This is a genomic window from Acidovorax sp. LjRoot66, from assembly GCF_964253305.1.
Classification (GTDB): Bacteria; Pseudomonadota; Gammaproteobacteria; order Burkholderiales; family Burkholderiaceae_C; genus Acidovorax.
In genome coordinates this window covers 3958468-3985368 of sequence record NZ_CAXUQU020000001.1, presented here as the reverse complement: position 1 = coordinate 3985368, position 26901 = coordinate 3958468, and the positions used below count along the sequence as shown (strand labels likewise).

The 26901-nt window shown below is 66.1% G+C and carries 20 protein-coding genes; 8 read left to right on the top strand and 12 right to left on the bottom strand.

The window, feature by feature from the left end; genetic code table 11:
• Nucleotides 1–2 precede the first annotated feature (2 nt).
• On the bottom strand, nt 3–806 hold the full coding sequence (locus ACSQ3Y_RS18740; RefSeq protein WP_436178440.1) for an SDR family NAD(P)-dependent oxidoreductase: 804 nt from the start codon (nt 804–806) through the stop codon (nt 3–5).
• Between the two features lie 43 nt (nt 807–849).
• Complete coding sequence (locus ACSQ3Y_RS18735; RefSeq protein WP_436178439.1) at nt 850–1083, bottom strand: hypothetical protein; 234 nt, start codon at nt 1081–1083, stop codon at nt 850–852.
• A gap of 108 nt (nt 1084–1191) precedes the next feature.
• Between ACSQ3Y_RS18735 and ACSQ3Y_RS18730 the strand changes: the two genes are divergently transcribed.
• From ACSQ3Y_RS18730 to ACSQ3Y_RS18720, 3 genes are all read left to right on the top strand, one after another.
• On the top strand, nt 1192–3477 hold the full coding sequence (locus ACSQ3Y_RS18730) for an EAL domain-containing protein (RefSeq protein ID WP_436178438.1): 2286 nt from the start codon (nt 1192–1194) through the stop codon (nt 3475–3477).
• Between the two features lie 130 nt (nt 3478–3607).
• The gene (locus tag ACSQ3Y_RS18725; RefSeq protein WP_436178437.1) at nt 3608–6118 is read left to right on the top strand and encodes a bifunctional diguanylate cyclase/phosphodiesterase; all 2511 of its coding nucleotides are present in this window, start codon (nt 3608–3610) and stop codon (nt 6116–6118) included.
• Nucleotides 6119–6342: 224 nt separating this feature from the next.
• A complete protein-coding gene (locus ACSQ3Y_RS18720) occupies nt 6343–7134 on the top strand; it encodes an SHOCT domain-containing protein (protein WP_436178436.1) in 792 nt (263 codons plus the stop codon).
• Nucleotides 7135–7170: 36 nt separating this feature from the next.
• Here ACSQ3Y_RS18720 and ACSQ3Y_RS18715 read toward each other — a convergent pair whose 3' ends face one another.
• Nucleotides 7171–8133, bottom strand: coding sequence for a DNA-binding protein (locus tag ACSQ3Y_RS18715; RefSeq protein ID WP_436178435.1), 963 nt, complete (start codon nt 8131–8133; stop codon nt 7171–7173).
• Between the two features lie 163 nt (nt 8134–8296).
• Here ACSQ3Y_RS18715 and ACSQ3Y_RS18710 point away from each other — a divergent pair, with 163 nt between their 5' ends.
• Entirely contained in the window at nt 8297–9373 is a 1077-nt protein-coding gene (locus ACSQ3Y_RS18710; RefSeq protein ID WP_436178434.1) for a site-specific integrase, read from the top strand.
• A gap of 18 nt (nt 9374–9391) precedes the next feature.
• Here ACSQ3Y_RS18710 and ACSQ3Y_RS18705 read toward each other — a convergent pair whose 3' ends face one another.
• The 3 genes from ACSQ3Y_RS18705 to ACSQ3Y_RS18695 all read right to left on the bottom strand — a co-directional run bounded on the left by ACSQ3Y_RS18705 (nt 9392) and on the right by ACSQ3Y_RS18695 (nt 13946).
• Nucleotides 9392–10072 carry a hypothetical protein gene (locus tag ACSQ3Y_RS18705; protein WP_436178433.1) on the bottom strand — a complete coding sequence of 227 codons (681 nt, stop codon included), beginning with the start codon at nt 10070–10072 and terminating at the stop codon, nt 9392–9394.
• Nucleotides 10069–10875 (bottom strand): SMI1/KNR4 family protein, encoded by an 807-nt coding sequence (locus ACSQ3Y_RS18700; RefSeq protein WP_436180138.1) that lies wholly within the window; start codon nt 10873–10875, stop codon nt 10069–10071. The genes ACSQ3Y_RS18705 and ACSQ3Y_RS18700 overlap by 4 nt, the downstream gene beginning before the upstream one ends.
• Before the next feature lie 155 nt (nt 10876–11030).
• Entirely contained in the window at nt 11031–13946 is a 2916-nt protein-coding gene (locus ACSQ3Y_RS18695) for a Tn3-like element IS1071 family transposase (RefSeq protein ID WP_015061186.1), read from the bottom strand.
• Between the two features lie 156 nt (nt 13947–14102).
• On the opposite strand from ACSQ3Y_RS18695, the gene ACSQ3Y_RS18690 reads away from it, so the two are divergent.
• Entirely contained in the window at nt 14103–14753 is a 651-nt protein-coding gene (locus ACSQ3Y_RS18690) for a hypothetical protein (RefSeq protein WP_436178432.1), read from the top strand.
• Between the two features lie 31 nt (nt 14754–14784).
• Here ACSQ3Y_RS18690 and ACSQ3Y_RS18685 read toward each other — a convergent pair whose 3' ends face one another.
• From ACSQ3Y_RS18685 to ACSQ3Y_RS18660, 6 genes are all read right to left on the bottom strand, one after another.
• Nucleotides 14785–15291, bottom strand: coding sequence for a hypothetical protein (locus tag ACSQ3Y_RS18685; RefSeq protein ID WP_057267532.1), 507 nt, complete (start codon nt 15289–15291; stop codon nt 14785–14787).
• Between the two features lie 328 nt (nt 15292–15619).
• Nucleotides 15620–16405 carry an alpha/beta hydrolase family protein gene (locus ACSQ3Y_RS18680; RefSeq protein WP_436178431.1) on the bottom strand — a complete coding sequence of 262 codons (786 nt, stop codon included), beginning with the start codon at nt 16403–16405 and terminating at the stop codon, nt 15620–15622.
• Nucleotides 16389–17573, bottom strand: coding sequence for a DUF3182 family protein (locus ACSQ3Y_RS18675; RefSeq protein ID WP_436178430.1), 1185 nt, complete (start codon nt 17571–17573; stop codon nt 16389–16391). The genes ACSQ3Y_RS18680 and ACSQ3Y_RS18675 overlap by 17 nt, the downstream gene beginning before the upstream one ends.
• A gap of 186 nt (nt 17574–17759) precedes the next feature.
• The gene (locus tag ACSQ3Y_RS18670; protein ID WP_436178429.1) at nt 17760–21143 is read right to left on the bottom strand and encodes an EAL domain-containing protein; all 3384 of its coding nucleotides are present in this window, start codon (nt 21141–21143) and stop codon (nt 17760–17762) included.
• A gap of 135 nt (nt 21144–21278) precedes the next feature.
• A complete protein-coding gene (locus tag ACSQ3Y_RS18665) occupies nt 21279–22802 on the bottom strand; it encodes an ATP-binding protein (protein ID WP_436178428.1) in 1524 nt (507 codons plus the stop codon).
• A complete protein-coding gene (locus ACSQ3Y_RS18660; protein WP_436178427.1) occupies nt 22799–23524 on the bottom strand; it encodes a response regulator transcription factor in 726 nt (241 codons plus the stop codon). The genes ACSQ3Y_RS18665 and ACSQ3Y_RS18660 overlap by 4 nt, the downstream gene beginning before the upstream one ends.
• A 140-nt stretch (nt 23525–23664) precedes the next feature.
• Here ACSQ3Y_RS18660 and msrB point away from each other — a divergent pair, with 140 nt between their 5' ends.
• From msrB to msrA, 3 genes are read left to right on the top strand one after another with little or no spacing between them, the layout of a single operon-like run.
• Nucleotides 23665–24168 (top strand): peptide-methionine (R)-S-oxide reductase MsrB, encoded by a 504-nt coding sequence (gene msrB / locus ACSQ3Y_RS18655; RefSeq protein WP_436178426.1) that lies wholly within the window; start codon nt 23665–23667, stop codon nt 24166–24168.
• An 11-nt stretch (nt 24169–24179) separates the two neighbouring features.
• A complete protein-coding gene (locus ACSQ3Y_RS18650) occupies nt 24180–26009 on the top strand; it encodes a cytochrome c biogenesis protein DipZ (protein WP_436178425.1) in 1830 nt (609 codons plus the stop codon).
• 59 nt (nt 26010–26068) lie between these two features.
• Nucleotides 26069–26806 (top strand): peptide-methionine (S)-S-oxide reductase MsrA, encoded by a 738-nt coding sequence (msrA, locus tag ACSQ3Y_RS18645; protein WP_057267525.1) that lies wholly within the window; start codon nt 26069–26071, stop codon nt 26804–26806.
• Nucleotides 26807–26901: the final 95 nt, after the last annotated feature.

The window sequence follows — 26901 nt, the reverse complement described above, 5'->3', positions numbered from 1 at the left end:
GGTCAGACCGGGACGGTGTAGTTGAGGGTCATGCGGCCGCCGTCGACCGTGACGATTTCGCCCGTGACGTAGCTGGCTGCATCGCTGGCCAGCCAGGCCACCACGTCGGCGATTTCGGCCGGGTCGCCCAGGCGCTTCATCGGCGTGCGCGACATGATCTTGGCCTTGGCCTCGTCGCTGGTGAGCACGGCCTTGGCGGCCAGCTCGGTGGCGATGGTGCCGGGCGCCACGGCGTTCACGCGCACGTTCTTGTCGGCCAGGGCCAGCGCCATCACGCGCGTGAGCTGGTTGATGCCGCCCTTGCTCACGTTGTAGCTGGAGATACTGGGGATGGTGAGCACGCCATTGACCGAGCTCATGTTGACAATGGAGCCGCCGCCCGAGGCCACCATTGCCCGCGCCACGGCCTGGCCCACCAGGAACGAGCCCTTGAGGTTGACGCGCAGCACAGCATCGAAGTCTTCTTCGGTCACTTCGAGGAAATCCGCCGCGCGGAAGATGCCGGCGTTGTTGACCAGCACGTCCACCCTGCCATGCGCCTGCAGCGTGCGCGCCACGAGGGCGTCCACCTGGGCCTTGTCGCCCACGTCGCAGCGCACGTAGAGGGCTTCAAGCTCCTGGGCCAGGGCCGTGCCCCGGGCATCGTCGACGTCGGCGATCACCGTGTGTGCGCCCTCGCGGGCAAAGCGCCGCACGCAGGCCTCGCCAATGCCTTGCGCGCCCCCCGTGACGATGCAGACACGGCCCTGGTGGCCGAAGTGAACGATAGAGGAGGCGATGGGGGAGGGCGCAGTAGGCAATGTCATGCCCGAGATGGTAGCGGTTTGCCTGGCACGCGGCGGCACTGGCTTACCGGCGTGGTCGCACGCGCCGCTGGGCCTTGGGGGTGACGACTGCGCTGACCCCCTTGGTGGCGGCCTGTTTCGCGCGGCTGCGCGGCAGCGGCTTGAAGCGGGCGCGCTCCTTGTTGGCCCGGTGGCCGCGCCACAGCCAGGCAAGCGCCAGCATGAGCACCACGGCCCAGGCGGTCACCATCCTGGGGTTGCCGCCCAGCCAGGACACCACAAAATCGACATACTCCATGGGGCACAAGCTATCACAGCGCGAATTCCCGTCCCATGGGTGTAAACAATCATCAACAAACTGCCCGGCACGCGGGGTTTTATTGAAACCCTTGGATACACTGCGGTCATGAGCGACCTGACGGCCACCACGACCGAAGCGCCTTCGCACACCAAGGCCTTGCTGCAGCTGTGCAAGCGCCTGGAGCGGGCGTGGAGCCTGCCCGATATCCTGGATGCGGTGTATCCGGTGGCGGAGCAGGTGCTGGGCTACCCCCATTGCTGGCTGGGCGTGTACGGGCTGAAGCCGGGATTCGTATCGATCCTGCTGCATTCGAGCCAGATCAACGACCCGGCCCTCGCCCGGGCCATCGACACCACGGAAATCCCCATCGCAGGCGACAGCATGGTCCAGGAGATCATTGCTGCGGACCATGTGGTGGTGGTGGTCGACGCGCGCACCGACCCGCGCACCAACAAGGAGATCGTGGCGGCGCTGGACAATCGCACCATCATCAATGTGCCGCTGATCATGGCGGAGCAGCGGCTCGGTGCCGTGGGCATGGGCACCTATGGCGATGCGGAAGGCGTGCGCCCGCCCTTGCCCTGGCACATCGACTTCATGCAGGCCATGGCGGCCCATGTGGCGGTGGCCATGGACCGCGTGCGCTTCATGCAGGCCCGCAAGGAAGCCGAAGACGCGCTCTACCATGAGAAGGAGCGCCTGCAGGTCACGCTGCACTCGATTGGCGATGCGGTGATCTCGACCAATGCACAGGGGCACCTGCTCTATATCAACCCGGCGGCAGAGGCGCTGACGGGCTGGAGCCTGACCGCCGCCGTGGGCAAGCCCTACGGCGAGGTGTTCCGTCTGCTCGCTGCGGATGGATCGACGCAGCCGGCGCCCGACATGGTGGCCAGCACCATTGCGACAGCGCAGGCCCAGCGCCATCCGGAACTGCATTTGCAGACCCTGCATGGTGGCCGGGTGCTGGTGGAGGCGACGGTGTCGCCCATCAAGGACGCGGATGGCGAAGTGCAGGGCGCGGTGCTGGTGTTTCGCGATGTGACCGAGCAGCGCCGCCTGAGCCGCGAGATGGCCTACCAGGCGACCCACGACGAGCTCACGGGGCTGGGCAACCGGCGCGCGTTCGAGCAGGCCCTGGCCCTTGCCGTGGAGCGCACGCGCGGCCATGCGCTGCAGCATGTGGTGTGCTACCTGGATCTGGACGAGTTCAAGGTCGTGAACGACACCTGCGGCCACGCGGCAGGCGATGCCATGCTGCGCGAGATCGCCCAGCTGTTTGCCGGCCTGCTGGCCGAGGGCGATCTGCTGTGCCGCATCGGCGGGGATGAATTCGGCATCCTGCTGGCCGGGCACAGCGTGGCAGCCGCCCTGCAGGTGGCCGAGCGGCTGCAGCAGCGCCTGGCAGGCTACCATTTCGTGTGGCTGGAGCAGCGCTTTGGCGTCGGCGTCAGCATCGGCATGGTGGCGCTGGACGCGCAGACCGAAAGCGTGGGTGCCCTGCTGCAGGCCGCAGACAGCGCCTGCTACGTGGCCAAGGACGCAGGGCGCAGCCGCATCCACGTGTACGCCATCGATGACCCGGCGCTGGCACAGCGCTATGGCGTGATGGAGTGGGTGAGCCGCATCGAGCATGCCCTGGCGCACGACCATTTCGAGCTGTTCGCGCAGCCCATCGTGCCGCTGCAGGGCGGTGTTTCAGAGGGATTGCACTGCGAAATCCTGCTGCGCATCCGCACCGAACAGGGTGAGCTGGTGCTGCCAGGGCTGTTCATGCCGGCCGCCGAGCGCTACCACCTGGCCGCCCGGGTGGACCGCTGGGTCGTCACCCATGCGCTACGCTGGGTGGTCGCGCAGCAAAGCCGCATCGGGCAGTGCTCGATCAACCTGTCGGGCCAGTCGCTGGGGGATGCGGCCTTCACGGCCTTTGTGCTGCAGGCTCTGGAGAACCCCGAGGTGCCGTGCTCCAAGCTGTGCTTTGAGATCACCGAGACGGCGGCCATCAGCAATCTGCAGACGGCCAGCCACTTCATCGAGACCCTGCGCAGGCGCGGCTGCAAGATCTCGCTCGATGATTTTGGCAGCGGCCTGTCCTCGTTTGCCTACCTGCGCAACCTGCCGGTGGATGTGCTCAAGATCGACGGCCAGTTCGTCAGGGACATCGACCGCGACCCGGTGAGCCTGGCCATGGTCAAATCGATCCACGAGATCGGCTGCCTGATGGGCAAGCGCACCGTGGCCGAGTTTGTCGAGAGCCAAGCCCTGGTGGCCATACTGCAGGACATTGGCGTGCACTACGCCCAGGGCTACGCCGTCGGCTACCCCGTGCCGCTGGCGCAGGTGCTCGAAGGGCACCACGGCACAGCGTCTCACCCGCCCGTGCCGGGATGAAAAACCTCTTGTGAAAGGCCGCTACGCCATGGCATCACGATCGCAGGCACGCGTGTTGCATGCCGCTGCAACGTAACCGGAGCCATTGAGGATGCGTGCCTTCCAGTTGTCTCTGCGGACTGCCATTGCGGTGCCTTTTGCTGCACTGTTCGCGGCCACGGTCGTCCTGCAGGCGGTCACGCAGCACCGGCAGATCAGCCAGCTGATCGACCAGGAGAGTGTGCGCGTGCTGGAGGCCCTCACCAGCAACTCGCGTGCGCGCCTGGCGGAGTTTCTGGAAACCCCGTTCCTGATCCAGAGCACGGTGGCTGACGCGATAAGCCGCCATGGCCTGTACCAGGAGGGGAACCTGCGCCCCGTCTACACCCATCTGCGGGGCGTCTTCTCCGACCTCTATGCCGGGCAGCAGCAGATCAGCCTGCTGAGCTTCGGGAGCAGGGCGGGGGAGTACACCGGCATCCGCCGGGAGCCCGGTGAGGGGTTTCGCCTGATCCTCAAGGATGCCACGACGAACGGCATGATGAATGTGTACGAGGACGATACGCTGCGCAAGGTGGCGGCGGCCTTTCCCAACTATGACCCGCGTGTGCGGCCCTGGTATGCACCGGTGGCGGGGTCGGGCCAGTCGCGCTGGTCTCCGATCTACACCACGGCGGGCGAGCGGGGCGACATCACCATCTCGGCCGCGACGCCCGTGGTGGCCGATGGCAGCCTGCTGGGTGTGATGGAAGCCGACGTGCGGCTGGACAGCCTGAACCGCTTTCTGCGCGAGGAGCCGCTGCGCGGGCAGGGGCAGATCTTCATCGTCGATGCGCAGGGCCTGATCGTGGCCCATTCGGAACCGGGTTCCGTGCTCAGCGACCGCCGCAATGCCGCAGGCCAGCGCGAGCGCCTGCGCATCTCGGAAAGCACGAGTGCCCAGATCCGCACGGCCGAGGGCTATTTGCGCGATGTGCCCGCGGCGGCTGGCGGGAGCTTTCACTTCCAGCACCTGGACGCACGCTACTTCGGCCGCGTCACATCCTACGCAGACCCCCGTGGCATCGACTGGCGCATCGTGGTGCTGCTGCCCGAGTCCGAGCTGCTCGGAGATTCGCGCAGTGCAGGCCAGGGGGCGCTGCTGGCCGCCGGCGCCATCGCCATCATTGGCCTGCTGCTGGGCCTGTGGGTGATTCAGTGGGCGGCGCGGCCGATTCTCAGGACGGCAGAGGCCGCCAACCGGATCGCGCGTGGCGACTGGGACACGGACATCGCTGACAGCAGCCCCCTGCGGGAGACCACGGTCCTCGTGCTCGCCTTCAATGAGATGGCCCACCGGCTGCAGCGCTCGTTCCAGCAGATGCAGGAACTGCTCACCCACGACAGCCTCACGCTGTTGCTCACGCGCCGGGGCTTGCTGGAACAGGTCCAGTGGGCGGAACCCAAACGCGCCGTGCTCAGCCTCGTGGGGCTGAATGCCTTCCGCGCCATCAACGATAGCGTGGGCTACGGCACGGGTGACCGGCTGCTGCAGGCAGTCGCCAACCGGCTGCGGGGGCATTTTCCCGCGCCGGTGCTGCTGGCCCGCGTGGGCGGGGACGAGTTCGCCCTTCTGAGCCTGGTGGAGGAAGAGGGGGACCAGTCCGCAGAGCGCTTCGGCAAAGCCGTGCTGGGCCTGTTTGCCACACCGTTCTCGGCCGGGGCCGACGAGGTCATGGTGTACGCCTCGGTGGGGCTGGTGGCGGGGCACCTGCGTGGCGAAGGACTGTCGGAATGGCTGCGCAACGGCAGCATCGCCCTGGGTGAGGCCAAGCGCCATGGCCAGAGCCAGTGGATGGTGTTTGAACCCGGTATGGCAGACCAGGCGATGGAGCGCACCCGGCTGGCCTCCGAACTGCGGCAGGCGCTGGACAAGGACCAGTTCCTCGTGCACTACCAGCCGGTGATCGACCTTGCCACGGGCCGCGTCACCGGAGCCGAGGCCTTGCTGCGCTGGCGCAGCCCCACGCGCGGCATGGTGCCGCCCGGCGTGTTCATCGCCATGGCTGAGGAAAGCGATCTGATCCTGGCGCTGGGCGACTGGGTCATGCTGCGCGCCACCCGGGACATTGCGCAGCGGCTGCCATACCTGCCCGAAGACTTTGGCCTGCACGTCAACGTATCGGCCCGGCAGCTGATCCAGTCGGACTTCGTCGAACAGGTGCAGCGCACCCTGGAGGCCAGCGGCCTGCCTGCAAGGCACCTGACGCTGGAGCTCACCGAATCCGTGCTGATCGAAGGCGACGCCGTGACGCACCAGCAGCTCTCGCGCCTGCGCGCCCTGGGGCTGAAGATCGCCATCGACGACTTCGGCACCGGCTACTCATCGCTGGCGTACCTGAGCCGCTTGCCGTTCGATTGCCTGAAGATTGACCAGACCTTCGTGCGCGACCTGGTCGAGTCTTCGCAGAATGCCGCCATCGTCACGGCCGTGCTGCACATGGCCAAGGGCTTTGGCGTGACGGTCGTGGCCGAGGGCGTGGAGACCGAGGCCCAGGCCCGGCGCCTGCTGCAACTGGGCTGCGCCAGCGCCCAGGGCTACTGGTTTGGCCGCCCGGCGCCGCTGGAGCAGATGAACCTGGCCCAGCGAAGCCTGGACGGCCCGGGCCAGGGGCTGAAGTGAGCATTGTGAGGGCGAAGGAGCTCGCAGCAGACGCAGAACGTAGACAGAAATGGGCTGTGGAGAGCAAACATCTGTGACTAGATACGATGTATATTATGTTAAATAAAATACGGGCCAAACACGGTGGCTGCACCGGCACCTTGCCAAAGACGGGAAAACAACCTGCACCACTCGCCCCTTCTATACTGGCTGAGGTAGACAGTTGAATCCTCATCGAGAACCCTATGGCACCAGAACTCACCGAACAAGGTCAACAACTTGTCTCCAGGCTGGCTTCGCGCACGGGTTTCAGCCCCGAGGCAGTCACGCAGTTGCTGGTGGCCCTGCAGCGAGGCAATGGCGCCATGGCGCAGTTTTCGCATCCCGAGTTCGGCGGCAGCGGCCAGTGGGCGCGCGGCGGCATGGTCATGCTCGGCGACATGTTCAACAACGAACTGAAGGCGCGCGTGGATGGGTTGGCCAATGAATTGGCCAGTGCCATCGCCACGGCCGCTGGGCTCGTGCAAACGGGCAGTTTTCAGGCGCAATCCCAGGGTGACGGTGCGGCCGCGTTCGTCCATTCATCTGCGTTTTTCGTTTCCGATCCGCGGGCCCAGTGGTATCCGGCAGAATTGGGGACGCCGAGCAGCAGTGGCTCTCAGAACAGCACCCGCTACGCGTACTTCGCTGACCAACGCCGCCTTGCGGTGGATGCCGGTGGTGGCGTGTCGCTCTATGACACGCTGGACCATCGGATCAGCGGCTTCGGCCAGCAGCATGGTGGCAACTCTGCGCTGACCTTTACCAGCCAGCACGGAGCCGTGAACCTCTCGGCCCTGCCGTTGGCCCGCACGGGTGGTCTGGCGCAGGCCCCAATGGCTGCGGCCAGTGAGGCGCCCCGCGCAGGCGGCGCGTCCCATGGCGCGCAGGCTTCCATCTTCGAATCCATCGCGCAGCTGTCTGCGCTCAAGGACAAAGGCATCCTCACCGAGGCGGAATTCGCAGCGAAGAAGGCGGAGCTGCTCGCGCGAATTTGAGCAGCCGCCCAAGGGCTCCCTGGGTGTAGGGCCGTTCTAACTTCTCTTCCTTCTGACCCGAGTTTGTGGTGGTGGCGCCGCCCCCTCGGCGGCACCCGTCGGCAGCCGGTCCCGCAGTTCGTTGAGCAGTGCGAACATGTCATTGCTGCGTTCATCGAATTTCGCCTGCAAACCCTTCACCTCGTCGCGGGCGGATTGCAGTTCCTGGGACAGGCCCGCTTTGTCGATCTGCAGCGCGCCCACATGGGTGTCGAGCTCGCGGGTCCTGTCCATGGCATCGGCCAGGGCTTTGGCGGCCTTCTTGCCGTCGGCCTCCAGCTGCAGCGCCAGCCGCTTGGACTCCTGGCGGGCCCGGTCGACCTCGGCATTGAGCCTGCGCTCCTGGGCCTGGGCACGCTCTTCGAGCCGCGAGCGCTCGGCCTGGTGTTCTGCATCCTTGGCCTCGTGGCGCCGCCGCTGTGCATCCGCCTCCTGCCGCAGTTGCGCGCCCTCGGAACGCGTGGCTTCCAGCAGCTGTTGGCTGGCCTGCAGTTGCTGCTGCAGTTCCTGGGCCTGGCGCGCCAGTTCGGCGATCTGGGCATCCCGGGCCTGCATGGCCACCGCATAGGCCTCATTGCGGTCATCCAGGCGTTGCTGTTCCCGTGCCAACTCTTCCTGCGCATGGTGCAGTGATTCGGCTTGCGCCTCCAGTGCGGTGCGGGCTTGTGCAAATTGCTCGGCAGCCCTTTCGTCAGCCTGCTGCAGCGCCCTTCCCCACAGAGTCTTCGCCGCCCGGATGACGGGCCCCGGCAGCGGGGTCTCGGCATCTGCCGGCCCGTTGGCTGAGTCAGCGTGGTCTGCCGGCGCCTGCAGCCGTCCGGCCAGCGAGCCAAACCACCCATCTAGCATGGGCCCCACCGTATTCGGCGAGCCGCGGCCCAGTTGCTGGCGCACCCGCTCGATGGTCGGGCGCTCCCCCAGGGCGAGGACTGCGTCCGCAGCAGCCCACACATCTTCCATCTGAACGCCGCGAGGGCCTCTCGTACTTTTCGCTTGCATCGCCCGACTCCACTCCTGAAATTACCCACGATAATAGAAGCTTATCGTGGGTAAAAAGCTAAATTGATAGTAAACAATACATCATATGTACGATAAATGCAAAATTTGGTCTGAAAGATCGTGAATGCGCTTGCCAGCCCTCAAAACGCATGCCGCGCTCGAGCCCGGCGTGCTCTCGGATATGACCGCGCTTGCCGTCGATCAGCTGATGCGCGAGGGGGAGTCTGCGAACACCCTGGCCAGCTACCGATCTGCCCTGCGCTACTGGGCCGCCTGGTTCAACGTGCGCTATGGCCAGCCGATCACGCTTCCGCTGCCGCCGAGCGCCGTGCTTCAGTTCATCGTTGACCATGCCCAACGGACGACTGCCGAGGGGCTGGCCCACGAGCTGCCGAAGGCCATCGACGCGATGCTCGTCAAAGCAGGTTTCAAGGGCAAGCCGGGGCCCATGGCGCTCAGCACACTGGTGCACCGCGTGTCGGTGCTGTCCAAGGCCCACCAGGTGCGAGACGTGAAGAACCCCTGCCAGGATGCCCAGGTGCGTGAGCTGCTGTCGAAGACGCGCCGCGCCTACGCCAAGCGGGGAGCCTTGCCCCAGAAAAAGAATGCACTGACCAAGGACCCGCTGATGGCGATCCTGGCGACCTGCGATGCCACCACCCTCAAAGGGCTGCGCGATCGCGCCCTCCTCCTGTTTGCCTTCGCCAGCGGCGGTCGGCGGCGCTCGGAGGTCGCGTCGGCGCAAATCAGGCACCTGCGGCAAAGCGGTCCTGCCTCGTTCATCTACACCCTCGCCCACTCCAAGACCAACCAGACCGGTTCAGACCGGCCGGAGAACCACAAACCCATCCAGGGGATGGCGGGCGAGGCTTTGCAGGCATGGTTGGCAGCCACGGGCATCACCGAAGGGGCCATTTTCAGGCGCGTGCGAAAAGGCGGCAGGCTCGGTGAGGCGCTGTCGGCCGCCGCCGTGCGCGACATCGTTCAGGAGCGTGCCCGGGCGGCCGGGCTGCCCGATGTGTTTTCAGCGCATTCGCTTCGCTCCGGCTTCGTGACCGAGGCTGCCACCCAGAAAGTCCCCATGGCAGACACGATGGCCATGACGGGCCATCGGAGCGTGGCAAGCCTGCTGGGGTATTTCCGGGTTTCGGACGCCAGCCAGGGGGCGAGGCTGCTGGAAGAAGAAGACCCCCAGGCTTGATGCGGGCGACGACCAGCGCTACGGAAGATCCTGCGCACGAACGCCCAGGCGCAGGCTGGCGCAGAAGGCCGAGAACTCGCCCGTGTCGTCGATGGGCGGGTTTTGCAATTGCACGAAGAGATCGGGTGCGAGCGGCACCAGCGTGACATCGGCGCCCCCCGAGCCGGCATAGATTTCGGTGTAGTTCTTGGTGCGTGTTCGCCCCCAGAACACGCGCACGACAGTTTCGCCCTTCCATGCGGGCTTGCCGCAAAAGTCGGCGGCTGTCGCGGGCTGGTCGCCGGCCTGTGCGTTCGGCACCATCCAGCGGCCATCCTCTGCAAGCGTGAACGAATCCAGCAGCGCAGTGCCCCCAGGCCGTGTGCGCGCCACCTGCACGCTGGGCGGCACGGGTCCGGTATCGACCATCCAGTCGCACACCTTGTAGGGTGGCTGGCCGCCCTCCTCCTTGCCCTTGCACTCGCCGCGCGGCACAGGCTCGGGCCGGATCTTGGCGATGTAGAACGCACAGGCGCGGCCATCGCGCTCATCTGCGGAGCGCTTGGGCCGCGTGATCCTGTAGCCGGTCGGCAGGTCGAATTCAAGCCCGCAGGCCGCGACGTGGACGGTGGCCGCTGGCTCGGCCTGGGCGCAAGAATGGAAGGAGACGCAGGCCAGCATTGCGGCGAATGCCAGGGTGGTGCGCGTGGGGCCCATCATGCGGTCTCCTGGCGACCACCGACGAGTTGCCGCAGCAGCGCAGCCCGGAAATCCGCACTGAAGTGCCACTGCCCCTCGGTCTGCACCAGCTCGCCGGTGCCCACGCGCGCCTGGAACCAGTCCTCCACGAAGCCCGGTGCCCAGCCACCGGTACCAAAATGCGCGCTGCCCACCATCGCGATGACGCCGGGGTAGGACTGCAGGAACCCCTCCATCGACCGCACCGGCCGGCTGTGGCCCAGCAGCAGGAACTGCGCGGCATACAGCAGGTGCGAGTTCGCGTCTGCATGCAGCGCGAAATAGCCCTTGTCCTCCACGATGGCCTCGGCCAGGCGGCGGATGGCTGCGGGCATGCGCGGATCGGGCCACTGCTCGCACAGCCTGTGCAGCCGCGTGTTGAAAGGCGCGCTGCGCACATGGAGCAGCGCGTCATTCTTCACGTCCTCGGGGTCGTCCTCGTACTCGGATTCATGCACGAGGCCGCGCACGAAGGTTTCGAAATCCGGCGCGAGCGGGGTGATACTGTAGTCATCTTCCTGGTCGACGTGTACTACAGAGGGCTCGCCGGACGGCCCGCAGGCGCGGTAGTCGAGCGCGATCATGTCGTGGCCGGCCGAGGGGCAGTCGCCGAAGTAGACGCCGATGTCGGGGTAGTCCCACTCCTCGATCTTGAAACGGCTGCCCAGGCCGCCGCACAGACTCCACTGCTGTGCGAAGCCAATGCCCTTGAAGGCGCTGATCGCCACATGGTCCTCGGCCCAGGAGGTCGGCGTCGGGGTGGGAAAGCACCCATGGGCGGGAATGCCGCCGTTCTGGGGGTCTCCTCGTTTTCAGTGCAATAAGTGACGGTACGAAAAGCTAGCACTGGCGCGGAGGTGGTGTTGGTAGATCGTTGATTTCATTGACTTTCCTGTTCACTTTCAAATCTGCGATTCGTGGCGTCAAACCGTGGTCGGTTTCATCCATTGGTGCCAGTTATCGATGCATTTGGCCGCGAAGGCAGGATTTGGTCAGCATAGCGGTCAACCGGGAAGCGAAACACACCCCGCAAGTTGATGCTCTCCAGCCTGGTGGGCGCAATCTTCTCGATCAGTTCCGGTGGAATGACCTGGCGGCGGTTCGACCAGCGATCCAGGACCGCCTGCATCTGTGAGGTATTCCACGCCATCACGATGTTGGCCATCAGGCTCAACGCATCGGCCACAGCCTGCATTTCATCGACACGTTTGGCCTGCGCCGGGCTGATCCGGCCGGTATAAATGGCGCGCTTGAGGGCGTTAACAGCCTCGCCCCGATTGAGCACCCGGCGCAACTCGTTCCTGAAAGCGTCCTTGACAAAGTAGTCAGCCAAAAACGCCGTACGCAGCAACCGCCCCAATTGCACGCCAGCCTCATAGATTGGATCGCCCTGGGCGGCAGAACCGAACCGCGCAAGAGCTGCCACCGCACTGGCATGTCCGCTCATGACCGAGGCTGCCAGGTGCACCAGACTATCCCAATGCTTTTCGATCAAAGCGACGTCGACATTGGCTTCGCACACCGCAGCGATTTCTGCGGGCACTTTGGTGCCGCGTGGCACAAAGAGGTGGCGCTGTTTGAGTTCCTTCAACCGCGGGCAAAGATCAAAACCAAGCAAACGGGCATGTGACATGGCAAAGTCGGTGTAGCCATGGGTATCCACAGCAAGCTGGCTGGTCTCCAGCTTTTCTTGGCGGATGACACCTTCAATGGCCACGCCCGCCTGGCGCTCATTGAGCACAAAGGGCTGCGCATGGAAGATGCCCCACCGGTCTTTTACATGGGAGTAGATTCCAATGGAAGGTGTGTTGCGCCGAGGATCAAGCCGGGCTTGCCACACCCGTTTGGTGGTCTCCATGCTCATCATGTCAGAAGATGCCAAATCGGACCGCCCCCAGGTGGCGGCAATCGGGTGTCGCTGCATGAATTCCAGCACAGCCTGGCAGGCCTGGCTCAGACGCCGTTCGTCCCGCGCCCAGCGCATGGCCTGGCGAATGCTGGTGGCAGACAATTGCGGAATCATGCGCGCGCATTCGACCGCAGTCAGACTGGTGCCGTGGGCCATGATGCCGGCATAGACCATCAGCAGCTCGTCGGTAGAGCGCGGCTCACGTCCGAGCATGATCCAGCTAAAGCGCACCTGGGCGTCAACGGCCAGAATCACTTCCGGCAATTGAACCTCACCGATGCGGTGATCCAAAGCCGCGCGCAGCTTGGTCACTTCTGGGTCTTCGTCCTCTGCGGGCAATGGCGACAAATGGAGTTCATCATCCACGCGCAGTACGCCACTGCGGGCTGCAGCGGCCACCGCATCGACACCGGCAGTTACTCTGGCCAGCAAAGGCTTCAAGAAAGTGGCAGCCTTGCTGGGTAACGATAGACGGGCATAGTGTTTCTTGGACTCTGCCTGCCAACGCTCGTCCGTGAAGAACAAGCGCGCACGACCCCGAAAGCTCAGGCTGTGCTCAATCCAGACCGAGCCATTGCGCACCGCGCGGCGCAGGGCAAACAGGGTGGCCACCTCCAACGCCTGAAACGCCCGTTCCCGGTCTGGGCTGGAGATCGAAACCTGCCAGATCATTCCCAGACTTGGTGCCACCACTTCAACTGGCAGCTTTCTGGATCCTTTGAGATATAAAGCTTGCAGCTTGGCAAGGTACTCGATGGCAGGATGCTCGCCGGTGGCCTGCCAGGGCAGCTTTGCAATGGCGACGAGCAACGACCGCACGGGGCGAATTCCATCAATCAATCCCTCGCGGACCAGGGAGGCCCTGCTCGGTGGTTTGCGTTTCTGGGTTTCGGTGATCAAGGCTTCAAGACGGGCACGCAACTCAGCATCTGGCACCGCACCTTGCGCGCTCAAGGCAACAAGTTCGCCGAGCAGCGTTTTGTACATTGCGGCCCAATTGACGGTAGCGGGGACATCGGCGGCAGCCTGACGCCACAGATCGGCGATCCGGCGCTGCACCATAAGGATCAACTGGTCTGTGGTGGTGAACAGGCAATACCGAAGAAAGCATGCGACCTCCACGGTGCGCGCTGGCTCTTTGATCTTGGCTCCGGCTGAGGGCGGCCTGGAGACAAGTCGGCGCGCGTAGCGGCGCAAGATGAGATCGGGGATGTCTGCCAGGTGCTTATGAACGTCCAGCGTGTAAAGCAGGTCGATGCGCTCCAGTACCTCGCTGATTTGGCGGGTTGAGTGTTTCGCCGGTGCAGCCCATAGCCAACTCTGCTGGGTTTGTCCATCTGGGCGCAGCTCTGAAACTGAGGCTCGCCAGCGATCAAGTGTTGCTGGATCAACGCTGGCGGCGATGGCGGTGCCTGTTTCAACTTCAAGCTGGGCAAGTGCCGCCGCAATCAGTGTCCGAATTGCCCGCTCGTGCACGATCACCAGCTTGTTCTTGTACAGCCATTGACGCGCCCGCACGAGTAGCTGATCGCGGTCGGCGCAGCGCGCCACTTCGTCGCGCAGTTCACGTACCAGTGAGCGGCGCTGGTGCTCGCTCATCCACTGGAATCCAAGGACCGTGCAGGCTACTTGTTGGTGATCGAATAGCGTGCGCCCGCGTTCATACATGGCTCTCAGCGAGGCGACTTCTGGTGCTGCAATGCCAAGCTCGTTGCCAAGGTGGCGCCACAAGGCTACTGGAATTACCCGAAAGGCACCGAGCAAACGCCCACTCATGCGCAGGAAACCAATATGGAGCGCCAGACCAAGCTTGTGGGAATCACCTCGGCGTGCATTGATTGCGTCGCGCTCGGCACCATCGAAGGTGAAAAATGCCTTCATCTCGAAGTCGCTGATATCGCGGGGGAGCCCACGCATCCCCAAAAACGTTGTGTGCCAACCCTGCATCGTGAACCTCAAAAGTGGGAGGCCACCATACCCGTTTACAAAGCGAACAGGAAAGTCAATGAAATCAACGGTCTACCCAGACCACCCCCGCGCCAGTGCTAGCTTTGCGTACCGTCACTTATTGCACTGAAAACGAGGAGACCCCATGCTGCAAGCATGTTCCCATTCAAAACGGGTGCGCGCCCACCTTTTCCAGTAAATTGCCCCTGCGCAGCCTGGGCGCTTTCTTTTCAGGCGTGGAAAAAAGGACGCGCAATGCTGAAAGCTTTTTCGCTCAAACTACCCGGCCAGTGTCTTGTGGCCTTGTGCATTCTGGCGGGTACAGCCAACGCCAATGCCAAGGCAGTGTGCCCTCGTCCCGCCAAAGGGCCGCAGGCCACCCCAGGCATCATTCCGGCCAACACCAGGCTGATAGAAAACAAACGCTATTACTCGCCAGACAAGTCGGTGTATCTGGTTCACCAGAGCGACGGCAACCTGGTGCTGTACAAGCGGGTGAGAAGAGATGCGCAGGTAGCGCTCTGGAATGCGGGCACCTACCGCCAGGAGACCCGATGCGCGGTTTTCCAGGGCGATGGCAACCTCGTGGTTTACAACATGGTAGAAAATGCCCTGTGGAACTCGGCTGCTGACGCGAAGAAGCGCGACCGAACGTTCTGGGATTCCTTGCCTCCCTATGGAATCGACAGCAAAAGCTACCTGAGACAGTACGGCACGCCCCATCTGGCCGTACAAAATGACAACAACCTGGTTGTCTACGATGGAAGCGGAGTACCGCTGTGGGCGTCCGGAACCGCGGCGCGGTGAGGCCTGCCTTTGTCGTAACGAACCCCGACTATCAACGCCCCGCTTTGGAATGGCAGGCCATGGGCAGGTGATCGTTGGCGGCTACAAAGGGCTCGTGCAGCACCTTGCGTTTGGGTAGCGGCGCGCCTGGCAGACCAAGTGTCTTGACCTGCACGGCAGCCCTTCCATCGGCAGTGGCGCCCATTTCAAGCTGTACTGGGTCCTCTCCCGTCTGCATGTGGTGGGTCCAGGCCACGTCCGAGATCACTGCATGCTCGGCGATCACCAAACCCAGAAGATCGGTGAATTCACGTTGCTGCGATGGCTGCCATTGCACCTGGATCGTGAAACACCGGCCGTTGTTGGAGCAATTGATCGTCAGGTAGGGCTTGCCTTCCTGGCCCGTTTGCGCTTTCGCTTCGGGCTGGGCGGGCTGGTTCTTCCTGGCCCGGTTCTTGAGCGCTTCGTGGCGGAATATCTCCAGCGATGCGCCGGGGTCTTCTTCGCCGAGCACCGAGGTATCGATATGGGCGGGGACGATGGGGTTGGAACGGGACATAAAGGCACCTCACACCAGTGGGCTCCGGATATTCTGCGTACCAGAACATTCACCCTGGATCCTGTGGATCCATTGGTATTCGCAAGGTCCTGGAGCTTCGGGAAGATGCGATGGCCAAAGAGGCCATGTAGCGTACCGGCGGGTGATCGATGAATCCATGGTGGACCTGGCGTCCATTCATGGCTGTAGGACAACCACGGGGCGGCGGGCCATCCTCCCTCTGCAATGACCGTATTTCGCAAATACATTCGGCAGCGCGTTGCGAGAACATTCCAATAATCGGCAAACGCGGGAAGCTATTCACGTGCGGCCAGCGACAGGGAGCAGGTCATGGCGGCAAGTCTCCTTGGCGTGGCGAGGCGGTAACGGGCCTGGCCTTTTTACGGGCGCCGTTGAGCATTTCCTGCACCCAGTGCACCAGCATGCCGGTGTAGTCCTCTTTCCATTCGTGGCGGGTCAGCGCGTGGTCTGCACCACCGATCACCCGGTAGGTCATGGAGCGGGTCTGCAGGAAGGCCGCCCGGTAGTTCTCCAGCACCGGGTGGGGCACGACATCGTCGTTCTCGGATTCGACCAGCAACACATCCCCCTTGAACTGCGCGCTGGCTGCCAGGGCCCGGTTGCTCTGCGGTGCGATGGCACGGCTGCGGTAGGCGGCCACCTCCGCACGGTTGAGCTTGATCTTGGAGACCATCCAGTCCTCGTCCTTGTACAGCGCCGGCGCCCGAAGCGCCATCCAGCGCACCGGGCGCAGGGCGCTGAGCACGGCGGCCAGATAGGCGCCGTAGCTGGTGCCGACCACCAGCACCGAGGTCGGGTCCACCGCCGGATGCCCCACCAGCAGGTCGTAGGCCGCGAGCATGTCGTTCAGGCTGTCCTCGCGGGTCACGGTTTCGCGCTCGGCCCGGTCGTTGGCATGGCCGCGCAAATCGAAGGTCAGGCAGATGCAGCCCAGGGCTGCAATCTGGTGCGCCCGCTCGATGTACTGCGTCTGGCTGCCGTCCCAGCCGTGCACCAGCATCACGCCGGGCACCAGCACATCGGGCGCCACCAGGGTGCCCTCTATGCTGCGGCCGGCCACGGGGATGTGGATCGTCTTATGCCGTGTGGTCATGGATCTCCAGCGTGGTGTATTTGGTCAGGGGCCCGGCCTCGGGGTCGACCCCCTGGTAGTACAGCGTGGCCCCGACCGGAATGGGCTGGGGCGCACCGAACTTCTCGACACAACTGGCCCGCACCCTGCGCAGGCCCGGATCCTGGTGGAAAGCCTCCAGCGCCGCCACCTCGGCACCGCTGGCCCCGCCCACGCGCCAGGACTGCTCCAGCACCCCAGAGCACCATTGGCCCGCCGCATTCAGGCCCTGGGCTACGTCGTAGTTGATGCGCGATGCGAAAAATCCCGGGTAGCAGGTGCGCACCGCTTCGTCATAGGCCAGTGCCTGGGTCACCGCGTCGTGCAGCGGGCCCGAGGGTGTGCTGGCCAGCAGCGCATTGAAATCACCCCGCACCACCGTGAGGTCCGAGCCGCCATAGACCAGGGCCCCGCTGTTGTCAGGTGTGAGGCGTTGCGAGCCGTAGTACGAAGCCTGCAGCCCAGCCACGCGCACCTGACCGATGCTCAGCGTTTCCACCTCGGTCAGGTTGTGCTCCAGCACCACGCCGTCCCTCTCCAGCAGGCTGTCCCCCAAACTGTTCAGGCTGTTGGCCAAGGCCTCCATGGTGGTGACGACGGTCTGCCCCCGCCCACCCGTCTCACCCACCGGCTTGACGCGCAGCGGTCCAAGCGCGAACAGCGCCTCGCCAGCGCGCAGTGCATCCGCACGAGAGAACGCGGTGTAGCCGGGCAGCACCGAGCGCTTAACGAGCCGGGAGAACTCGGGGTTCCAGCCTTCCGGCGCGGCGGCCTCGAACGACACCAGGGGATGGGTGATGGCCTTGGTGGCAATGAAGGCCTGCGGCACGACACCGCCGAACAGGTCGTCCTGCCCATGCACGCCGAGTGCGTGTGCGGTGGCCATGCCCACCAGCGTGTCGCTGGGCACCAGGTAGGTGCGGCCCTGCCAGATGGGCTGTGGCAGCTCGTCGGTGCTGTAGGCACAGCCCTTGATTTCGGCCAGCCTGCGCACCAGTTCTTCGCGGGTGATCTGCTCATGGGTGCTGGCGTGCCCGCGCAGTCCCCGCGTGAATGGCATGACGGTTTCCTGGGCCTCGCGCCGCCGCATGGCCAGCGCGCTGTGGGCGGCTTCCAGACCGAGCGGAAACTCCGATGGGTGGGATGTCATGGCGGGGCCCTCCAGAATGGGTGGGCGCGCACTGCAAGAAGATTCGCAGACCCGCCATTGGCACATATTCGGTACACCAGGGCCCTGCCCTGCATGACCATGGCTACATGCTATTTTTGGAGGGGGCTACTGGCGCTTCTTGTGCGCCGCAACACGGTGTAGGACACGGGCTACAGCGCGCACGAATCAAATCACGAACATGGTCTCTGGCTGGGTACGGGCCACGGGCGCCACAAAGCCTGCAACCCAGCCCGGAAGGTCCTGCGCCGGCATGGGCCGTGCCAGAAAATAGCCCTGTCCGATGTCGCAGCCCAGGGCGGCCAGCTGATCCCAGTGCGCCTGGGTTTCGATGCCTTCGGCCACCACCTTGCGGCCCAGGTCGTGGGCCAAGTCAATGGTGGAACGCACGATCACGGCCGATGCCTTGCTCACCGACATGTTGTACACGAAGGACTGGTCGATCTTGATGAACTCCACGGGCAGCTGCTGCAGGTAGCTGAGCGACGAGTAGCCAGTACCGAAGTCGTCGATGTACAGCGCAATGCCCAGGTCGCGCAGGGCCTGCAGCACGCGCAGGGCACGCTCGGGGTCTTCCATGACGGTGGTTTCGGTGATCTCCAGCTCCAGCAGCCCCGGCGCCAGGGGCCAGGCGGTCTGCAGCTGGCGGATGGTCTGCAGCAGGGAGTCGTCACGCAGGTTGCGCGCGGACAGGTTCACGGCGATGGGCAGCACGGCCCCGCTGGCAGCCCAGCCGTGGTTGAGCCGCAAGGCGGCCTCGATCACCCACTCGGTCAGCGGTTTGATCAGCCCCGTGTGTTCGGCCAGGCCGATGAAGTCGCCCGGCATCAGCAGGCCGCGCTCTGCATGCCGCCAGCGCACCAAGCCCTCGGCCCCGCACACCCGGCCTGCGGCCATGTCGATCTTGGGCTGCAGGTACAGCGACAGGTCACCGTTCTCGATGGCGCGCCTGAGCTCACCGGCCATTTGCAGGTGGTGCGCCTGGTTGCGGTGGTGGCTCTGCGCCGGGTCAAACACCACATGCCCGAGCCCGGCCTTCTTGGCCTGGTGCACCGCCGTGTCCATGTGGCGGTACAGGTCGTGCGGGGTTTCTCCGTGCGCGGGGAACAGGGCCACCCCGGCCGTCACGGAGACTTCCATCGAGATGTCGGCAATCGGAAACGGCTGGGCCAGCACGCCGTCAACGGTGCGTACCATGGCCACCGCGGCCTGCGCATCGCACTGCGGCAGCAGGATGGCAAACTCGTCGCCGCGCAGCCGTCCCACCGTGGCAGAAGCGGGAACGGCCTGGACGAGGCGGGCCCCGACTTCCTTGAGGATCTGGTCTCCGTAGCAGAAACCCAGGGCATCGTTGATTTCGCTGAGCCGCTCCACATTGGCCTGCAGTACCGCAAACGGCTGGCCAGCGTCGATGGCGGACACCAGGGTTTCGGTGAACTGCGCCTCGTTGGGCAGGCCGGTGAGGGTGTCGTAGCGGCGCATCTGCTGCATGGCCTCCTGCACCCGGGCCTGCTCGCCGCGATGGCGCAGCGTTGCCACGCCAAAGGCCAGGTCATCGGCCGACTCGACGAGGAAGGTGATCTCGTCGGGCTCGAAGATCCTCGGGCGGCTGCTGTAGATCGCCAGGGCGCCGATCACCACGCCGTCCACCCGCAGCGGGCATGCCAGTACCGAGGCCGCCGCCGGCATGCCGGCCAGCCAGGCGGGGCCATCGGGGCCGGGCGGCTCCCCTCCCCGGCCCACGCTGGCCAGACCCGAACGCACGGCATCGCCCAGCACGCCCTGGCCGGTATCGCCCGCCTCCCAGCGGGTATTCAGGGCGCGCAGCCAGGGCTGCGCCAGGGGGGCAGTGCTTTCGGCCACGGGCGCCAGAAGGCCGCCGGTGCCATCGGCGGCGTGGCACCACACCATGGCCATGGCGTAACCGCCCGCCGTGACGATGGCCTCGCACATGCTGGAGAGCAGGCCCTGCTCGTCCACGGCGCGCAGCATGGTGCGGTTGCCGGCACTCAGGGTCTTCAGGGCCCGGGTGGTGTGCTCCAGCCGCAGCACATGGTCTTCGAGGGCGGTGTTGAGCGCCAGCACCTTCTCCTCGGAGTGCTTGCGCACCGTGATGTCGGAACCGAGCACGTAGTAGCCCAGCACCTGCCCGCTGTCATCGCACTTGGGTATGCAGTCGATGGATTGCCACATGCCGGGAAACGGCTGCCAGTCGTAGCTCTGGCGCTCTCCCTGCAGCACCCGCTCGATCATCGGGGCGGCCTGGGCATAGCGTTCCTCGCCGAGGATCTCGCGCACCGTGTGCCCTGGCACGTCCTCGCGACCCGGGGCATAGAGCGCCTTATGCTGCGCGTTGACATACACGTAGCGCTGCTCGGCATTGACGTAGGCCAGCACGGCCGGCACGCTGTTGATCACGCTGAACAGGTGGTCTTCGCTGGCGCGCAGCTGCGCGGTGCGCTCCTGTACCCGCTGCTCCAGCAGCGCGTTGTGCTGCACGATCGTGCGCTGCGCCTGGCGCGCCAGGGTCTCGTCGCGGAACACCAGGACGACGCCCACCACCTCTGCGTCGCTGGAGCGTATGGGGGCGGCGCTGTCCGCGATCGGGCACTCGCGCCCATCGCGCGCGATCAGCGTGGTGTGGTTGGCCAGCTCATGCACCACGCCGGTGGCCAGCACCTGGGCCACGGGCACCACCGCAGGCTCGCGGGTGATCTCGTTGATGATGCGGAACACCACGTCGATGGGCAGGCCGCGCGCCATCTCGAAAGTCCAGCCGGTCAACTGCTCGGCCACCGGGTTCATCCGGGTGATGCGGCCTTCGGTGTCGGTGGCCAGCACGGCATCGCCTATGGAGTGCATGGTGGTGGCCAGGCTTTCCTCGCTGTCTTCCAGGGCGCGCTGGGTCTGGCGGGTTTCGCCCAACTGGCGCCTGATCAGCGCATAGGCGCCCCCCAGCAGCCCCACCAGCAACAGCGCCACCACCCCGTTGGCCAGCAGCAGCAGGCGCCGGGTATGCAGCTGCGCTTCGGTGCGCTCACGCAGCAGCGCGGCCTCTTCGAACTCCAGGCCGCGCAGCAACTCGTGGATGCGGTCGCGCGTCTTCTGCAGGGGGGCCGTGGCCACATAGGCATTGGCGGCCTCAGGCCCCTGGGTCTTGCGCAGCATTTCCACCCGGCGGGAGATGGCCAGCCGCTCGTCCACCATCTGGCGCAAAAGGGTCCAGCGCTCCTGCTGCAGCGGGTTGTCTGCGGTGAGCTGGCGCAGTTGCGACAGCATGGCCTCGCGGGCCTCGGCCGTGGCATCGCGCTCGGCGATGTGCGCGGGGTCTCCGGTGATGCGAAAGCTCTGCGTGCTCAGCTCGATCTGCAGGGTGTTGGCGCGGATATGGGCCACGTTGCCCAGCACCTGGTGCGTGTGGGCCACCCAATGGGTCGCCTCTTCGGCGTCATCGGCCAGCTTCCAGCCCATCACCGTGACGCCGGCCACCACTACGGCGGCAGCGATGAACGCCGCCAGAACCTTCGATTCGAAGCTCGAGCGCAGCAGCAATGGGCCTCCCCCCAAACCCTGTTATGTCAGGATGACCCATTCTTACACCCGACAGGCGGTTGGCGGTAGCAAAAAATTACATTGCGCAGACCGCTAGCGGTGTTGTCCTACAGGGCCGGCCCTAGGTGAAAACGCTTAGCGCGGCAGCGCTGGAGGGGCCACATCTGTCTCTTCGATGTGCAGGGGCCTGCCGGTTGGCCCGGCGGCCCAGGGCAAGGTGAACCGGAATGCCGCCCCGGGCGTCTGCATTTCCACCAATGCGATCCGGCTGCCATGCAGCGCCAGGATGCGGTGCGCAATGCGCAGCCCCAGGCCTCCGCCGCGCCGCGATCCGCCGACGGCGAAAGGGCGCTCGAAGAGACCCTCGCGCAGCTCCGCAGCAATGCCCGGCCCGGTGTCCTGCACCTGCACGGCCAGGGCATCGCCCTCGCGCGCCAGCACCACCGTCACGGTACCGCCTGGCGGCGTATGGCGCAGGGCGTTGTCCAGCAGGTTCGTCAGCACCCGCTCGACCAGGCCCAGGTCGGCGTGCACCGGTGGCAGTTGCGGCGCGATGTCCGCCTGCAGGGCCACCTGGCGCTCCTGCGCTGCCAGCTCGAACTTCTGGAACACGTCCTGCACCAGGTCGGCCATGGCAAAGGGCTCCGCCTCTGGCTGGACAAAGCCGTATTCGAGCCGCGCCAGCTCGAACAGGCTTTGCGCCAGCGCGCCCACCTTGCGGCTCTGGTCCAGGGCGATGCCCAGGTAGCGCCGGCGCTCGGCCGGCTGCAGCGTGGCGTCCTTGAGCAACAGGGTCTCCAGGTAGCCGTGCAGCGAGGACAGCGGCGTGCGCAGGTCGTGCGAGACATTGGCGATGAGCTCACGGCGCTCCTGGTCCTGGCGGCTGAGCACCTGCCATTGCTCGCCGATGCGCGCCACCATCTGGCGGTAGGCGGCGCCGAGCACGGCGATCTCGTCGCGGCTGTCTGCAGGGGCCGGCGCCGGTGCCGGCATGGGCGGCGGCGCACCGGTCATGTCGAAATGGCGCACGGTGTCGGTCAGGCGGCGCAGCGGCCGCGTGATCAGGGTGAAGGCCACGAGGCCCGCCGCCAGGCACAGCAGCGCCACCATGGCGATGGACCACAGCGCCGTGGTCAGCACCGCGTTGGTGGAGCCCTGCGCCGCCACCAGGTCGTGCGCCTCACCGAGCAGCACCACGTAGATGAAGCCCACGTCGCGCCCATGCACGCGCAGCGGCGCGGCGCTGAACACCTTGCGCCCATCGGTGCTGCGCGGGTCGTCGGCCAGGATGGGCAGCGGCGCACCATCGATCATGCGGCGCACGGGCGCCAGATCGATGCGGTCGCGGCGCAGCCGGCCCTCGGGTGCGGCGTGGCCGGCAATGCGGCCATCGGGTTCGAGCAGGTACACCTCCACACTCGGGTTGACCACCATGAGCTGGCTGAACAGCTTGCGCACGGCGCCGGGCATCAGGCCATTCGCATCGGTGAGCTGGGCGTCGCGGGCAATGCTTTCGGCCAGGTCGCGCGAGAGGCCCTGCACCACCTCCAGCTCGTGCATGCGGTTGGAGCGCACCTGCATCCAGGCCGAGGTGCCGCTGCACACCAGCAGCAGCACGGCGAAAACCAGCGACAGCCGCTGCGTCAGGGTGAGTCTCATGGCGTGCCCTCAGGGCTGGCGAACTTGTAGCCGCGCCCCCATACGGTGAGGATGCGCGCCGGCTGGGCCGGGTCGGCCTCGATCTTGGCTCGCAGGCGGTTGATGTGGGTGTTGACCGTGTGCTCATAGCCCTCGTGCTGGTAGCCCCACACGGCATTGAGCAGGTCCATGCGCGAGAACACCTTGCCCGGCTGGCGGGCGAAGAAGTACAGCAGGTCGAACTCGCGCGGCGTCAGATCGAGCCGCTGGCCCGCGAGCCGCGCGTCGCGCGCTACCGGGTCCATGGCCAGGCCGGCCACCGACAGGCTGCCCGCCTGCTGGCGCGCGTTCTGGGCCATGGCCTCGGCCCGGCGCAGCAGGGCGCGCACGCGGGCCACGAGTTCGAGCACCGAGAACGGCTTGGGAAGGTAGTCGTCGGCACCGATCTCCAGGCCCAGGATGCGGTGCACCTCGCTGGCCCGCGCGCTGATGATGATGATGGGCACGTAGCGCGGCATGGCGCGGGCGCGCCGGCAGATTTCCAGGCCATCCACCCCGGGCAGCATCAGGTCCAGCACCAGCGCGTCCCAGTCGCCGCCGCGCGTGAGCTGCTCCAGGCCGTCGTCGCCCCGCGCGCAATGCACGACCTGCAGCCCTTCGTCGCGCAGGTGCATGGTCAGCAGGTCGGCGATATGGGCATCGTCTTCGACCAGCAGCACGCGTTTGGAGGGGGGTATGGACATGAAAAGGCAGGTAAGCGAGGGATGCCCAGCATTGTGCGCAATCGCAGCCTGCCGAGTTATCACGAATTATTGAAGTTTGCGTGAGGACTTCGCGATGGGGCCGAACCTAAGCTTCGTTCCATCTACCGACCGAGGACCCCATGACCACCACCCGCCGCCAACTCCTGTTCACCGGCACCGCCAGCGCACTGGCCCTGGCCGCCTGGTTCTCGCCGCGCCGCGCTCCGGCAGCAGCCGCCACCAGCGAAGTCTTCGAGGTGAGCTTCACCGACGCCCAGTGGCGCGCCAAGCTCACGCCTGCGCAGTACGCCGTGCTGCGCCACGAAAACACCGAGCGCCCTGGCAGCAGCCCGCTCAACAAGGAGCAGCGCGCCGGCACCTTCGCCTGCGCGGGCTGTGCCCTGCCACTGTTCTCGTCGAAGACCAAGTTCGACAGCGGCACCGGCTGGCCCAGCTTCTGGAAGCCGCTGGACAATGCCGTGGCCACGCGCACGGACCGCACCCTGGGCATGGCGCGCACCGAGGCGCACTGCCGCCGCTGCGGCGGCCACCTGGGCCATGTGTTCAACGATGGGCCCCAGCCCACCGGGCTGCGCTATTGCATGAATGGCCTGTCGCTCACGTTCGCGGCCGGCGCTGCCTGAGGACCTTCGCCATGCTGCTCATCCTTCTGGCCTACCTGGGCGGGGTGCTGACCATCGTCAGCCCCTGCATCCTGCCCGTGCTGCCGTTTGTCTTCTCGCGCGCCAGCCAGCCGTTCGTGCGCAGCGGCCTGCCTTTGCTGGCCGGCATGGCGCTGACCTTCGCGGTCGTGGCCACGCTGGCCGCCGTGGGCGGCGGCTGGGTGGTGGCCGCCAACCAGTATGGCCGCTGGGCAGCACTGGTGCTGGTGGCGGTGTTCGGCCTGGCCCTGGTGTGGCCGGGCCTCGCCGACCGCATGGCACGCCCCCTGGTCGCCGCCGGTGACCGCCTGTCTCAGTCAGCCCAGGGCGACGGCAAGCCACGCGTGGGCGCATCGCTGCTGCTGGGTGTCGCCACGGGCCTGCTGTGGGCCCCCTGCGCCGGGCCGGTGCTCGGCCTGATCCTGACCGGCGCGGCCCTGCAGGGCGCGAGCGTGGGCACCAGCCTGCTGCTGCTGGCCTATGCGGCCGGTGCGGCCACGTCGATGGCGGCGGCCTTGCTGCTCGGCGGCCGGGTGTTTGCCGCGCTCAAGCGCTCGCTGGGCGTGGGCGAATGGGTGCGACGCGGCCTGGGCGCCGCCATGCTGGCCGGCGTTGCGGCGATTGCGCTGGGGCTGGACACGGGCGTGCTGGCCCGGTTGTCCACCGCATCCACCGGCGGCATCGAGCAGGCCCTGGTGAACCGGCTGGGTGGTGAACCCCAGGGCGGCGCCATGGCCATGAGCGGCGGCCCATCGATGATGATGCAGGGCGGCGGTGCCATGATGGCAGCCGCTGGCGCCGAAGGGGCCGGCCCTTCCATGATGGCTGTCGGCAACGCTGCGGCCGGGCGCTTGCCGGACCAGGGCGAGGTGCCCTCGCTCGACGGTGCCGTGCAGTGGCTCAACTCGCCCGCGCTCACCACGGCCGGCCTGCGCGGCAAAGTGGTGTTGGTGGATTTCTGGACCTATTCGTGCATCAACTGCCTGCGCGCCATGCCTTATGTGAAGGCCTGGGCCGAGAAGTACAAGGACCAGGGCCTGGTGGTGGTGGGTGTGCATGCGCCCGAGTTCGCCTTCGAGCGCGACGCCGCCAACGTGGCCAAGGCCGTGCGCGACCTGGGCATCACCCACCCCGTGGCCATCGATAACAACTACGCCATTTGGCGCGCTTTCCAGAACCGCTACTGGCCCGCGCACTACCTGATCGACGCCCAGGGCCGCATGCGCTACCACCACTTCGGCGAGGGCAACTATGCCGAGTCGGAGCGCGCCATCCAGCAACTGCTGCGCGAGGCCGGCTCCACAGCACCGGCCCAGGACGGCCTGGCCCAGGTGGCTGCCCAGGGCGTGCACCAGCCAGCCGACCTGGGAACGGTGCGCTCGCACGAAACCTACCTGGGCTATGAGCGGGCCGAGCACTTCGCTTCGGCCGAGCCTGCGGTGCGCGAGCGAGCGGCCACCTATACCGCCCCCGCCCGCCCGGCGCTCAATGCCTGGGGCCTGGCCGGCCAGTGGACGGTGGGCGCCGAGCGTGCCACCCTGGCTGCCGGCAACGGCCGCATCGTCTACCGCTTCCAGGCGCGGGACCTGCACCTGGTGCTGGGGCCGGGCACCGGCGGCAAGCCCGTGCGCTTCAAGGTCACGGTCGATGGCCAGGCCCCTGGCGAAGCGCGTGGCATCGACGTGGCCGCCGACGGCACGGGCACGGTGACCGACCAGCGCCTGTACCAGCTGGTGCGCCAGGGCGGCGAGGTGCGCGAACGCACCTTCAGCATCGAATTCCTGGATGCCCCTGTCGACGCCTACGCCTTTACCTTCGGTTGAGCACATTTCCTGCGAACCCGCATCACACTCCCACCCCCTTCCATAAAGGCGCTCTCATCATGAAAACGACCCCTTCCACGGCATCCACTCCCAGCCGGCGCGGCCTGCTGCAGCTTCTGGCCGGTGGCGCCACGCTGGCCGGCGGCGCCCTGCTGTTCCAGAACCTGGCCCACTCCGCCGAAGAGGCCGTGGTGATCCCGCCTCCCGCGCAGGACCTGCCCGCCGGCAATGCCAAGGTGGAAAAGGCCATCTTCGCAGGCGGCTGCTTCTGGGGCGTGCAGGGCGTGTTCCAGCATGTCCAGGGGGTGCAGAAAGCCGTGTCGGGCTACAGCGGCGGCTCGGCCGCCACGGCCACCTACAGCCTGGTGAGCAGCGGGCGCACGGCGCACGCCGAATCGGTGGAGATCAGCTACGACCCCGCACAGGTGAGCTACGGCGCCCTGCTGCAGATCTTCTTTTCGGTGGTGCACGATCCGACCCAGCTCAACCGCCAGGGGCCGGATTCGGGCACGCAGTACCGCTCGGCCATCTTTGCCGCCAGCCCCGAGCAGGAAAAGGTGGCGCGCGCCTACATCGCCCAGCTCGATGCGCTCAAGGTGTTCAAGAAACCCATCGCCACGCGCATCGAAAGCGGCCCGAGCTTCTTCGCGGCCGAGGCCTACCACCAGGATTTTCTGACCGAGAACCCGCGCCACCCCTACATCGTGGTCAACGACCTGCCCAAGGTGGCGCACCTCAAGCGGCTGTTTGCCGCCCGCTACCGCGCTGAGCCCGCGCTGGTCAAGCGCGCGGCGTAGTCGCGCCGCATCGCCCCTTGCGGACAGCGGCTCCCAATGGAGCCATTCGGCACCAACCGGTGCCAAAGCGGCACCTCGCACCTTTGCATCGAATG